This window comes from Streptomyces sp. NBC_01016 (genome assembly GCF_026341035.1).
GTDB lineage: Bacteria > Actinomycetota > Actinomycetes > Streptomycetales > Streptomycetaceae > Streptomyces.
In genome coordinates, this window is the sequence record NZ_JAPEOQ010000001.1 from 5,507,556 (window position 1) to 5,520,270 (window position 12,715).

The 12,715-nt window shown below is 71.0% G+C and carries 10 protein-coding genes; 9 read left to right on the top strand and 1 reads right to left on the bottom strand.

All coding sequences use genetic code 11. The features are described 5' to 3' along the window. Window positions 1-24: 24 nt before the first annotated feature. Entirely contained in the window at window positions 25-189 is a 165-nt protein-coding gene (gene rpmG, locus OG746_RS24790; protein WP_266718001.1) for a 50S ribosomal protein L33, read from the bottom strand. 83 nt (window positions 190-272) lie between these two features. On the opposite strand from rpmG, the gene rpmB reads away from it, so the two are divergent. The 9 genes from rpmB (at window position 273) to OG746_RS24835 (ending at window position 12,715) form a co-directional block, all read left to right on the top strand. Beyond that, window positions 273-509 carry a 50S ribosomal protein L28 gene (gene rpmB / locus OG746_RS24795; RefSeq protein WP_266718003.1) on the top strand — a complete coding sequence of 79 codons (237 nt, stop codon included), beginning with the start codon at window positions 273-275 and terminating at the stop codon, window positions 507-509. Then, window positions 509-814: a 30S ribosomal protein S14 gene (rpsN, locus tag OG746_RS24800; RefSeq protein WP_266718005.1), complete on the top strand. Its 306-nt coding sequence runs from the start codon at window positions 509-511 to the stop codon at window positions 812-814. The genes rpmB and rpsN overlap by 1 nt, the downstream gene beginning before the upstream one ends. Window positions 815-964: 150 nt before the next feature. Further along, window positions 965-2,800, top strand: a complete 1,836-nt coding sequence (locus OG746_RS24805; protein WP_266718007.1) for an ATP-binding SpoIIE family protein phosphatase — start codon at window positions 965-967, stop codon at window positions 2,798-2,800. Window positions 2,801-2,914: 114 nt separating this feature from the next. Next, window positions 2,915-4,921 (top strand): glycoside hydrolase family 84 protein, encoded by a 2,007-nt coding sequence (locus OG746_RS24810; protein WP_266718009.1) that lies wholly within the window; start codon window positions 2,915-2,917, stop codon window positions 4,919-4,921. A 775-nt stretch (window positions 4,922-5,696) separates the two neighbouring features. Next, complete coding sequence (locus OG746_RS24815; RefSeq protein WP_524540477.1) at window positions 5,697-7,160, top strand: sugar transferase; 1,464 nt, start codon at window positions 5,697-5,699, stop codon at window positions 7,158-7,160. 75 nt (window positions 7,161-7,235) lie between these two features. Continuing rightward, complete coding sequence (locus OG746_RS24820; RefSeq protein WP_266718012.1) at window positions 7,236-8,561, top strand: nucleotide sugar dehydrogenase; 1,326 nt, start codon at window positions 7,236-7,238, stop codon at window positions 8,559-8,561. Beyond that, complete coding sequence (locus OG746_RS24825) at window positions 8,551-9,828, top strand: glycosyltransferase family 4 protein (RefSeq protein WP_443059765.1); 1,278 nt, start codon at window positions 8,551-8,553, stop codon at window positions 9,826-9,828. Before OG746_RS24820 ends, OG746_RS24825 begins: the two co-directional genes overlap by 11 nt. Further along, a complete protein-coding gene (locus OG746_RS24830; RefSeq protein WP_266718014.1) occupies window positions 9,825-11,192 on the top strand; it encodes a Wzz/FepE/Etk N-terminal domain-containing protein in 1,368 nt (455 codons plus the stop codon). Before OG746_RS24825 ends, OG746_RS24830 begins: the two co-directional genes overlap by 4 nt. Further along, window positions 11,189-12,715 carry a Wzz/FepE/Etk N-terminal domain-containing protein gene (locus OG746_RS24835; RefSeq protein WP_266718016.1) on the top strand — a complete coding sequence of 509 codons (1,527 nt, stop codon included), beginning with the start codon at window positions 11,189-11,191 and terminating at the stop codon, window positions 12,713-12,715. Before OG746_RS24830 ends, OG746_RS24835 begins: the two co-directional genes overlap by 4 nt.

The following is a 12,715-nucleotide window of genomic DNA, read 5'->3' on the forward strand; positions in this document are numbered from 1 at the left end:
GAGTGGTTGTGCGGGGGCCGACGCTCAGCGTTCTTCGCGGTGGTCGACGTGCCGGCCGATCACGGGGTCGTACTTGCGCAGGACCAGGCGGTCCGGGTTGTTCCTGCGGTTCTTGCGGGTGACGTAGGTGTGGCCCGTGCCTGCCGTGGAGCGGAGTTTGACGATCGGGCGCAGTTCGTTGCGTGCCATGCCGCTACTATATGGCAATGGTTTCCATGTTCAATAACGGGGCCATGGTCACGCACGACACAGGACGAACGGAGAGGGACCGCATGTCCGCCCACTGTCAACTGACCGGAGCCGCACCGCGCTTCGGCAATCGCATCTCCCACTCGCACCGGCGCACCTCGCGCCGCTTCGACCCGAACATCCAGCGCAAGCGCTACTGGCTGCCCAGCGAGGGCCGCAGCGTGCGGCTCACCCTGAGCGCCAGGGGAGTCAAGACCGTCGACGTCATCGGTGTCGAGGCCGCGGTCGCGCGGATCCGCGCGCGAGGGGGGAAGGTCTGATGGCGAAGCAGAGCAAGATCGCGAAGAACGAGAAGCGGAAGGTGATCGTCGAGCGGTACGCCGTCCGGCGCGCGGCGCTGAAGGAGATCGTCCGGCGCCCGGGCACCCCGGAGGCCGAGCGTGCCGCGGCCCTGGCCGAACTGCGCCGGCAGCCGCGCGACGCCAGCGCGACGCGGGTCCGCAACCGCGACAGCGTGGACGGCAGGCCGCGCGGGCACCTGCGCAAATTCGGCCTCTCCCGTGTGCGGCTGCGGGAGGAGGCGCACGCGGGACATCTGCCGGGGGTCACCAAGTCCTCCTGGTGACACAGGCGCGTCCGGGCGCCCGGACGGGCTCCGGCCCGGTCGGGCGCCCGGCGTGGTCGCCCGCATGGCGTGCGAGAGCAGGCGCGGCACGGCCGATCGTCGGACGATGGGGTGAAACCGGAGTGCGTCGAGCCGAGGGGAGTGCCGCAGGTGGGTGGCGGGCGCGAGCGCGGAATCCCCGAAGAGGAGCCCGAGGAGCACGAGGAACCAGAGGCGTACGACGCCGAGGTTCGCCAGGTCGACGTGCTCAACCGGCTGGCCGGACCGGCCTCCGGGGGGCCGGGCACGGGCTCGGACCGGCCTCCGCGGCGTACGGGTACGAGACACCACGACACCGACCTGCTCGTCACCGGACACGCGCTGGCTCGCGTCGCGTCACTGGGGGAGGCCCTCGCGCTGATCTCCCAGCTGGCCGACGACACGTTCCCGCTGCGCGGGCAGGCGGTCTTCCGGGCGGACCGTGAAGTGCTGCACTGCGTCGGCCAGTTCGGCCTGAGCGACGGCGAGGCCGACGCGTTCCGGCTGCCGCTGCGCACGGCTCACCCCGCGGCCCAGGTGGCCAGAACAGGGCGGCCCGTGGTGCTGCCCTCGCCGCAGGACTACCGGGAGCGGTTCCCCTCCGCCAGTGGGTACGCGGAGCCGGCGCAGTACGAGTCGTGGGCGTTCCTGCCGCTCACCACGTACGGCCAGCTCACCGGCGTGTGGATGGCCGCCTTCGACGCCCCGGTGGAGACGACCGGGGGCACCGGCACCTTCCTGGTGACCCTCGCCCGGCTGCTGGGCCAGTGCATCGAGCAGACCTACGACGGCCAGGCGGACCGCACCCTGTCGCAGAGCCTGCGCAGCAGCATGGGCCGCATCGGTCCGGGGCCCGAAGGGGTCACCGTCACCGCCCGTTACGTACCCACCGGCGGCGGGCTCATGGTCGGCGGCGACTGGTTCGACAGCATCACCCTGCCCAACGGGCGCCTCGGCCTGGTGATCGGCGACGTCCAGGGCCACGATGTGCAGGCCGCCGGGCTGATGTCACAGCTGCGCACCGCCATCCACGCCTACGCCGCCGAGGGCCACGGCCCCGACGCCGTCCTCGTCCGCGCCTCCCACTTCCTGGCATCCCTCGGGGAGGGCCGCTTCGCCACCTGCATCTACCTGGAGGCCGACCCCGCGACGGGCACGCTGCGCATCGCCCGCGCCGGGCACCCGCACCCGGTCCTGCGGCTGCCGGACGGCACCTGTCTGCTCAAGCACGTGCGCGGCGGGCTGCCTCTGGGGCTCGACCTCGGCGAGGACGACTACCCGGTCAGCCTTCTCACGCTGCGGGAGAACGAGATCCTCATGCTGTGCACGGACGGCCTGATCGAGTCCGGCGGCCACGACATGTACTCCGGCTGGCTCCGGGTCCGGGGCGCGCTGACACCGGGCGGCGCCGACGACATCGACGGCATGGCCGACCGGCTCCTGAACGCGGTCGTCGCCCCGCAGTCCACGCAGCCGGGCGACCGTCCCGTGACCTCCTTCACCGAGGACGACATCGCCCTGCTGCTCCTGCGCCGCGACCCGCTCGGCGACCACGCGGACCGGCCCGGGCGCAATCTGCGGTTCACCCTCGAACAGGACCAGGCCCAGGGCATCGCCGACGCCCGCATCGAATTCCAGGGCCTGCTCCACGACTGGGCCCGCCCCGAACAGGTCGACACCGCCCTGCTGCTCGTCTCCGAACTCCTCGGCAACGTACTGATCCACACCGAGCAGGCCGCCGTCCTGCGCGCCGACATCAGCGGCGCCGAGGGTCACCGCCGGCTGCGCGTGGAGGTCTCCGACCGCAGCGACGAGGTGCCGAGCCGCCGCGCCCCCGGCGAACTCTCCTCCTCCGGCCGCGGCCTCGTCCTCCTCGACCTCCTGGCCCACCGCTGGAACCTCCGCCCGGAGCCGGAGGGAAAGACGGTGTGGTTCGAACTGGACGAGGACGGTCCCGAGGAGCCGTGAAGCAACTCCCCATCGCTTACGGGATCTTGACACCGCCATGGATGGGTGGTGGTTTAGACCACGTGCCCCCGCCCGAAGGCGAGGGTCCGCTTCCGTGGAGGTGCAGTGTCCCGTATGCCTGAACGTCATTCGTCCTGTCTCCCCCGTGTCTCCCGCCCCGCTCTCGTTGGCGCCGCGCTCCTGCTGACCCTGGGGGCGGTCGCCGTACCCGCCCAGGCGCGCGACGGTGCGCCGGGCGCGGTCGGTGCCGGCTCGGCGGCGAGGTTGCCCGTTGTCACGCCCACCCCGCAGGCCATGAGATCGGCGGGCGCCGACCTGCGGGTGCCGAACCGGGTGCGGCTCGTCCTCGGTGACGGCGTCGACGCGTCGAGCATCGATGTGATCAAGCGGGCGCTGGCCGCCGCCGGGGCCCGTTCCGTCGACACCGTCAAGGCCGGCGACGCGGTCAAGAAGGCGCCGGCGCGTGGTGTGTTGACCGTGGTGGCCGGTTCCATCAAGGACACCGCGGTGGCCGCCGCGCTCAAGGCCGCGGGCGGCACCGTGCCGGACACCCTGAACCCGGAGGGCTACTCCCTCGCGTCCCGGGGCGCCGCCGGTTCTGACATCGTTGTCCTCGCGGGCAACGACGGCGACGGTGTCTACTACGCCGCCCAGACGCTGCGTCAGCTGGTGACCGGATCGCACCGCATCGCGGCCGTCTCGGTCACCGACTACCCGAGCATGCCGCTGCGCGGCAGCATCGAGGGTTTCTACGGCGCGCCCTGGTCGCACAGCGACCGCGTCGACCAACTCGCGTTCTACGGCGACGTCAAGGCGAACACGTACATCTACACGCCGAAGGACGACACGTACCTGCGGGAGAAGTGGCGTACGCCCTATCCCGCGGACAAGCTCGCCGATCTGGGCGAACTGATCAAGCAGGCCGCAGCCCACCATGTCGACTTCACGTACGCGGTCTCCCCGGGTCTGTCCGTCTGTTACAGCGACCCCGACGACGTGAAGTCCCTGAAGGAGAAGCTGGGTTCGCTGTATGAGCAGGGGGCCCGCAGCTTCTATGTGGCGCTCGACGACATCAGCTACACCAAGTGGAACTGCGACGCCGACCAGGCGAAGTACGGGGCGCCGGGCCGGGCCGCCGCGGGGCAGGCGCAGGCCGATCTGCTCAATGCGGTGCAGCAGGACTTCATCGACACGCATGAGGGTGCCAAGCCGCTCCAGTTCGTACCCACCGAGTACTCCGACACGGCGGACTCCGCGTACAAGTCGGTGCTGCGCGAGCAGTTGGACCCGAAGGTCGTCGTGCAGTGGACCGGCACCGACGTCGTGCCGCCCTCCATCAGCCTCGCGGACGCCAAGGCCGCGTCCACGGTGTGGGGGCGCAAGGTGTTCCTTTGGGACAACTACCCGGTGAACGACTACGGGCAGACCGCGGGCCGGCTCCTGATGGCCCCGTACGACAAGCGGGAAGCCGGCCTGCACAAGGAGCTGAGCGGCATCGTGCTCAACCCGATGAACCAGGCGGCGCCGAGCAAGGTCGCGCTCTTCGGTGGCGCCTCGTTCGCCTGGAACGACGAGAACTACGACCCCGACCGCACCTGGCGCGCGTCCGCCGACTACCTGGCCGGCGGCGACCGGGACACCGCGCGGGCCCTGCTGGCCTTCTTCGACACCCAGCACCTCGCGCCGACCTTCGGCGACACGAACTGGCAGCCGCAGGCGCCCGAACTCGCGGCGCGCCTCGCGGAGTTCCGCAAGGCGTGGGACGGCGGGTCCAAGGCCGAGCGGCGGGCGGCCCTGCGCAAGCTGGCCGGCTATGCCGACCTCTTGGCCGGGGCTCCCGAGCGGATCCGTGCCGGAGTGCAGGATCCGGCCTTCCTGGCGCAGACGAAGCCCTGGCTCGACGCCCTCGCCCTGTGGGGCGACTCCCTGAACGCCACCCTCGACGGGCTGCACGCCCAACTCGGCTCGGGCAGTGGGGAGTCGGACTTCGCCGAGGCGGCCGACCTGGCGAAGCGGGCCGCCGCCATCACCACCATCCCCGACACCACCCGGCCGCAAGGTCCGATCAAGGTGGCCGACGGCGTGCTGGACACCTTCATCGAGCAGGCGCCACAGATGTGACGCTCCTGTGAAGGCGCCCGCTTCGACGGATGGTCGGAGCGGGCGCTTTCGTATGTATTGACCCAGGGGGTCCGTACTCGCACCCGCAGCCCCGTGTGCACCACCAACATCGGCCGAACAGGGTCGAGTTGATCGCGATCCGCGGTTCCGGAACGTCCTGGAATCGTCGGTCCCCGTGGCCGGGGGTGGGGCCGTCGTCGCAGGTCACACGGAATGTCTCCGTCGTCAGGGAATCCGCAGGCCGTGGCCGGTCCGCATGCCCCGCTTCAAACGGTGACCACAAATTCCACACATCCCTCTCTATGGACCGGTTCAATGGTCTAGATTGACCGTGCTTCACATGCTGGGACACCAGGCGACAAATGGCGATCTATAGGTCCGGCTCGACGGGCAGTTGACAGCCGCGTCTCCGGAGCCGAACGGGGGGTGATCATTTTCTTGGTGCCCGAGAGGGACCTTGGGTGCGGGGAGCATCCGGGGTTGCCGCGGACTTCCGCGTACCTCGAGCGTCGAGTGTGGAGCAGAGCATGCGAGTCCGCCGCAGACTGAACCGAATGGGCGGAATGCTCAAGTAGCGCTGAAACAGCCGGGCATGTCATGTGCGGGAGGCGGGGGCCTCTCGTGGGGGAGGAGCGGCGCGGCGCGGGGGGCTGGGGGCCTCCCGAGGAGGGGAACAGCGCGGGAGGCCGGGGGGCCTTCCGAGGGGGGAGTTACCGTGTTGAGCGAGCACGTCGAGCCCGCTGGCGACCCGGACGGGGCTGTACAGCAGGGGGACTTGATCAACCCGTTTCCGCCTGGGCGCGTGCGCCCGGCGAACGGGGCACTCCGTCGACCCGCGAGCGACTGGGAACAGCGGTACCGCCGTATCGTGATCGTCAGCGATACCGTGGCCACGGCCGTGGTGGTGGCGGCCTTCGGAGGCTTCTTCGGAGTCCGGGACGCGGCCAACTGGCACGAGAAGTGGAAGATCCTCGCCTTCGGCACCGAACTGCTGGTGCTGGGAGCGCTCGCGGTGAGCCGATCGTGGGCTCCGGCCGTACTCGGCCAGGGCGCAGAGGAATTCCGCCGGCTCGGCCGCTCACTGTTCATGGCGACCGTCGTGCTGGCGCTCGGCGGAATAGCCCTCACCTCGCGCAATATCAAGCTCTGGATCTTCGTCGCGATCCCCGCGATCGCGCTCGTCACCATGACCGCGCGATATCTGCTCCGCCTCTGGCTGCACAGACAGCGCAAGCTGGGACGCTGCCTGCGACCGGTGCTCGCCGCCGGGAGCCCGGCCACCGTGCGCGACCTGATCAACCGGACCCGCAAGTTCCCGCACATCGGGTGGCGGGTGGAGGCCATCTGCCTGTCGGAGAGCCGCGGGCTCGAGGGTGACCAGCTGGACGGGGTGCCGGTCGTCGGCCCACTGACGGACGTCGCGAGCCACGTCTCCCGCGACGGCTACCGGGTCGTCGCGGTCACCCCGGACCCGCACTGGACACCGCACCGGCTGCAACGACTGTCCTGGAACCTCGAGGGCAGCGACGCCGAAATGGTCGTGGCCCCCGTGCTGATGGAGGTGGCAGGACCGCGGCTGCATGTCGACGCGGTCCTGGGGATTCCGTTGCTGCGCGTGAGCATGCCCGCCTTCACCGGAGGGCGCCGGGTGATCAAAGAGGTCGTCGATCGGCTCGGTGCGACGGTCCTGCTCCTGGTGTTCGCACCGCTGATGGCGGTCATAGGGCTGTTCGTCCTGGCGGACAGCCGCGGTGCGGTGTTCTACCGCCAGCGCAGGGTCGGCAAGGACGGCCGCGAGTTCACCATTCTCAAGTTCCGCACCATGGTCGTCGGGGCCCACCGGGAGCGGGCCGGCCTCGCCGAGCGCAACGAGGGCTCGGGGCTGCTGTTCAAGCTCCGCAGGGACCCGCGGGTGACCCGGGTGGGACAAGTGCTGCGCCGGTACTCGCTCGACGAGCTTCCGCAGCTGTTCAACGTACTCACCGGGTCGATGTCGCTCGTCGGCCCGCGGCCACCGCTGCCGGAGGAGTCCGCCGCGTACGACCCGGACATCCGGCGGCGACTTCTGGTCAAGCCCGGGCTCACCGGGCTGTGGCAGATCAGCGGACGCAGTGACCTGCCGTGGGAGGAGGCGGTCCGCCTCGACCTGCGGTACGTCGAGGACTGGTCGCTCGCCCTGGACACGGTGATCTTGTGGAAGACGCTGCGCGCCGTGCTCCACGGGCACGGGGCTTACTGAAACGAGGGGGGCGTCGCCGTACGGCGGCGCATGGACGGCAGGCCACAAGGGCCTGCTCTGGGGGGAGTAAAGGTCATGAGGATCAGCGTCTTAGGGCTCGGCTATGTCGGCTGTGTTTCGGCCGCGTGCCTGGCGGGCCAGGGCCACGAGGTCATCGGGGTGGACGTCAACCAGGCGAAGGTCGACCTGGTCAACGACGGCAGAGCGCCTGTGGTCGAGGAGCGGATCGGCGAACTCACCGCCGAGGTCGTGCGGACCGGGGCCCTGCGCGCCACCCGCGACGTCCGTGAGGCGATCCTGGGCAGCGACGTGTCCCTCATCTGTGTGGGTACGCCGTCGGAGGCCAACGGCAGCCTGTGCACGACGTACTTGGAGCGGGTCGCCGAGCAGATCGGCGCCGCGCTGGCCGAGCGCAAGGCGGAGGACGGGCGGCACACGGTCGTGTTCCGCAGCACCATGCTGCCGGGCACCTGCCTGAATCTGCTGGTGCCGATCCTGGAGAAGAGCCTCGGCGGCACGGCAGGCGTGGACTTCGGGGTCGCCGTCAACCCGGAGTTCCTGCGCGAGGGCACGAGTGTGCGGGACTTCTTCGATCCGCCCAAGACCGTCATCGGCCAGCTCGACCCGGCCAGTGGTGACGTCGTGGCGGCGCTGTACGAGGGCCTGCCCGGAGAGGTGTTCCGGGTGCCGGTCCCGGTGGCCGAGGCGATCAAGTACGCGGACAACTCCTTCCACGGCCTCAAGATCGGTTTCGCGAATGAACTCGGCGCGGTGTGCCAGGCGTTGGGCGTGGACTCGCACCAGGTGATGGACGTGTTCCTGGCCGACCGCAAGCTGAACATCAGCCCCGCCTATCTGCGGCCCGGCTTCGCCTTCGGCGGCTCCTGCCTGCCCAAGGACCTGCGCAGCCTGGTCCACGCGGCGCAGCGGGCCGACGTATCGGTGCCCATCCTGTCCCACGTACTGGCCTCCAACTCCGCACATCTGCAGCGCGCGGTGGAGCTCGTCGAGCGCACCGGCAAGCGCAAGGTGGGCCTGTTCGGCCTGTCCTTCAAGCCCGGCACCGACGACCTCCGCGAAAGCCCGCTCGTGGAGCTGGCGGAGCGGCTCTTCGGCAAGGGGTACGACCTGAAGATCTACGACGCCAACGTGAGCCTGTCCCGGCTGATGGGCGCGAACCGCGAATACATCGAGAACCGGCTGCCGCACCTCGCGCAGCTGCTCGCGGACTCCGTCGACGAGGTGCTCGAGCACGCCGAGGTGTGCCTGGTCGGGACCCGGGACCCGGCCGTCCTGGCGGCGCTGCCCCAGGGTGATGGCCCGGTGGTCGTCGATCTCGTCCGCCTTCCCGACGCCGAGGCGCGCCGGACCGAACCGGGATACGTGGGCCTTGCTTGGTGACCCGATCAGTGACGCGACCCGAAGCGGCGGGCACGGCCGGCGCGCACTGATCCTCGTGGAGAACCTGTCGGTGCCGTTCGACCGGCGGGTGTGGCAGGAGTGCACGACGTTGCGCGACGCCGGCTGGACCGTGCACGTCATCTGTCCGCAGGGCACGAAGCGGGACACGGAGCCGGAAGCGGTGATCGACGGGGTGCGGATCCACCGCTACCCGCTGCGCGCCGCCACCGGCGGACCGGCCGGTTACCTGCGGGAGTACGGATCGGCGCTGTGGCACACGGCCCGTCTGGCCCGCAAGGTCGGCCCGGTCCACGTGGTCCACGCCTGTAACCCGCCCGACCTGCTGTTCCTGGCGGCACGCTGGCTGAGGCGGCGCGGCTCGCGGTTCGTCTTCGACCAGCACGACCTGGTGCCCGAGCTGTACCTCTCCCGGTTCGACCGCGGCGAGGACCTGCTCTACCGCGCCGTGTGCGCGCTGGAGCGGCGCACCTACCGGGCCGCGGACATCGTCCTCGCCACGAACGAGAGCTACCGGGACGTCGCGCTGAGCCGCGGCGGCCGGCACGCCGACGACGTGTTCGTGGTGCGCAGCGCGCCCCAGATCGAGCGGTTCCAACCGGTGCCGCCCGAGCCGGAGTTGAAGCGCGGCAAGCCCCATCTGCTGTGCTATCTCGGCGTGATGGGCCCGCAGGACGGTGTCGACTACGCCCTGCGGTCCCTCGCGAAGCTGCGCGACGGGCTCGGGCGGAGCGACTGGCACGCGGTGTTCGTCGGCTCGGGCGACGCCTTCGACGCGATGGTGGAGCTGTCCCAGGAGCTCGGCCTTTCCGACCAGGTGGAGTTCACCGGGCGCATTCCGGACGCGGACCTGGTGCGCTACCTGTCCACCGCTGACGTGTGCCTCTCTCCGGACCCGCGCAATCCGCTCAACGACGTGTCGACCATGAACAAGGTTCTGGAGTACATGGCGATGGGCCGGCCGATCGTCTCGTTCGATCTTCGGGAGGCGCGCGTCTCCGCAGGTGATGCGGCGGTCTACGCGCGTGCCAACGACGAGGCCGAATTCGCCGGGCTCATCGCGCTGTTGCTGGACGATCCGGAGCAGCGGGCCCGCATGGGCAAGATCGGCCAGGAGCGGATCAGCGGTCCGCTCTCCTGGCGCAATTCGCAAGAGTCGCTGCTCGCTGCCTACGCCGCTGCCTGCCGTGACCGCGCTCCGGTGTCGCAGGACGGCCCGGTGCGGACAGGGAGGAGGCGGCGCAGGTGAGCGACGACACGATACGCCTGGTCACGATCGGGCAGATATTCCGTCGGCGGTGGCGGCTCCTCGCCGCTCTCGCCGTGCTCGGCGCGCTCGTCGGATACGGCATCTCGGCCGTGTTCCCGCCGAAGTACACGACGTCCGCGTCGGTCCTGCTGCCCGGGGCGTGGGAAGAGCGCGAGCTGCTGACCCAGGTGGACGTCGCGACCAGTTCGTCCGTGCTCGACCGCGCGGCCGACAAGCTCCGCTGGCCGGGCGTCGACGGCGCCGAGCTGCGGGACGACGTGACCGTCAAGCCCGCCGACGGGAACATCGTCACCATCTCGGGTGCGGCCGACACCCCGGAGCGTGCGCAGCGGCTCACCGACAGGGTGGCCGAGCAGTACGTCGCCTTCGCCGCGCGGATCGCCAGCGGCGAAACAGGCCCTGAAGCGGCCGCGCGACCCGATGCGCTGCGCAAGGAGGTGCAGAAGACCAACCGCCGCATCACCGAGCTGGCCGACGAGGCCGACCCGGGACAGACGGTGGAGGGTGTGCAGGTCCGCACCGAGCTGGAGAAGATGCGCACCTCGCTGGAGGAGGCCATGAAGAAGCTGGACGAGACCAGCCCGGCGACGGACAAGGCAGGACCGGTCGTCATGGGTCTCTCCGCGCCGCCGACCGGCGAGGCGCCGCCGACCACCACGCAACTCGCCGTCGGCGGGGCGCTCCTGTTCCTGCTGGTCGGGGTCATCGCCCATCTCACGGCCGCCCGGATGAATCGCCGACTGCGCACCGAACCGGAGATCGCCGCGGCGCTCGGCTCGACGCTCCTCGGTACCGTCGACGTGCCCGGCACACTGCAGGCGCCCCGGCCGCAGGGCGGTGGAGCGCTGGCCGGCGTCCGCCGGTTGCTCGACATGGACAACCGGTGGGACGTCCCGACCCCGCAGAGGTCCGGTGACGAGGCCGACAGGCGGACCCGCTACCGGCGGGTGTGCGCCCGTCTCCGGAGTCAACTCGCCTCCTCGCGGGGGCTGTTGGCCGTTGTGCCGGACGGCGACGAACTCGCCCTCCGGGCTGCGGGGCAGCTCGTCGCCGAGGCGAAGGGTGATCCGCTGCTGCGGACCGTGGTGGTTTCGATGGACCGGCCGACCGTGCCGGACCGCGGCACCGAGTCCGGTGTCGTGGTCGTCCTCAGCGCGGGCAACTGGACCGCGGAGGAACTCGCCGGTATCGCCCAGGCCTGTGCGGACGGCAGGCACGAGCTCGTCGGCATCGTCGTCGCAGGGCCGGTCCAGGACCGTCCGACGCGATCCGTCGACCAACCGCCCGACCAGGCCGCTCCGGCGCTCGCGGCGGGCGGCCATGTGACGGGAGGTTCAGCGTGACGACGAGCAAGACGTTGGAGTCGTCGGCGGCCACTCCGCTCTTCGACCTGCACGCACTGGTAGTGGCGGTGCGCAGGCGCCGCCGCCTCTGGGGCGCCATGGCCCTGCTCGGGCTGTTGGCCGGCGCCGCGATGGCGGTCGTGCTGCCCCCGCCGCCGAGTGCGGTGGTCAAACTGCTGGTCGCGCACGCGGAGGACCAGCCGAACGACACCGGAACGCTGATCCGTACCGATGTCGAGGTGCTGCGGACCACGCGCATCGCCGACAAGGCCCTGAAGGACCTCAAGTCCTCCGTAAAGGCGGAGGACTTCATGAAGGACTACCGGGGCACCGGCGTGACCAACAACCTGCTGCAGATCGATGTGACAGGTGACAGCGACGCGGAGGCGGTGGCCCGGGCCAAGGCGCTGGCCGACGCGTTCCGGGCCGACCATGTGCAGCGCATGCGGGACAGCGCGAAGGCCGAGTCCCAGGCCCTGCTCGACCAGCGTGACCGCATGCAGACCGAACTCGCCGAGGTCAACAAGGAGATCGGAGGCCGCTCTCCGGATGCGGTGACCGACCCGAAGTCGTCGGCGAGCCTGGAGTCGCTCTTCGCGCGCCGGTCCGAACTCAACTCGCGGATCGCCGACTTCGACGAGCGGGCCGCGGACGCGCGCACCGGCACGCCCAAGGTCACCGCAGGAACGCAGATCGTGGACGCACCGCGCGCGCTGCGGCACTCCCTGCCCAAGTCCATCGTCACCAACGGCGCGATCGGTCTGGCCCTCGGGCTCGCGCTCGGGCTCGCGCTCGCCGCGGTCACCGCGGTGGTGGCGGACCGCCCCGTGCTGCGCCGGGACATCTCGGCCAACCTGGGTGCCTCGGTCATCGCCGAGCTGCCCCGCCGGTCGGGCAGGCTGTGGCGGCGCCGCCGGAACCGGGCCACTCGGACCCGGCTCACCGCGCACCTCGCCCGCACCCTGCGCGGCTCCGCGGAACCGGTGTCGCTGCTCGAACTGGGCTGTGCGCGCGGCGCCAGCGCGATCGCCCTGGACCTCGCGCGGGCGATGACGGAGGACGGACCCGTCCTGGTCGTCGACGGCCTGCCCGGCCGGGAGCTCGCGAACCATCACCCGCGGCCGGGAGACCCCGCCGTGGTCACCGGCGAGCAGGCCGCGGCCGCGTCGGCCCAGGACCGCCGGATCGGCGTCGGATCGGTGGCGCCCGGCACGGCGTGGACCGACCTCCAGTACCTCGGCACCCGGACCGTGCTCGTCGTGCGAGCCGGTCGCGGTAGCGCCGCATGGCTGCACACGGTGGCGCGGCAGCTCGCGGACCAGCACATCCCGGTGCTCGGTGTGGTGCTGATCGACCCCGATCCGCGGGACCGGACCGACGGCACGCTGTGGGACGGGGTGCACACCGCGCTGCGCGGCAGGACCGAGCGGCCGGCCCGGCACAACGGGACGGGCCAGCTGCCCTCGGAGCGGCTGCCGGTCTGGGCCGGACAGGGCGCGGACAACGACGGGGAGGCGAGGTAG

What these genes read in the sequence shown, in the direction of transcription:
- OG746_RS24820 (WP_266718012.1), top strand. Translation starts at nt 7,236, where the DNA reads ATGAGGATCAGCGTCTTAGGGCTCGGCTATGTCGGCTGTGTTTCGGCC.
- OG746_RS24810 (WP_266718009.1), top strand. Translation starts at nt 2,915, where the DNA reads ATGCCTGAACGTCATTCGTCCTGTCTCCCCCGTGTCTCCCGCCCCGCT.
- rpmG (WP_266718001.1), bottom strand. Translation starts at nt 189, where the DNA reads ATGGCACGCAACGAACTGCGCCCGATCGTCAAACTCCGCTCCACGGCA.
- rpmB (WP_266718003.1), top strand. Translation starts at nt 273, where the DNA reads ATGTCCGCCCACTGTCAACTGACCGGAGCCGCACCGCGCTTCGGCAAT.
- rpsN (WP_266718005.1), top strand. Translation starts at nt 509, where the DNA reads ATGGCGAAGCAGAGCAAGATCGCGAAGAACGAGAAGCGGAAGGTGATC.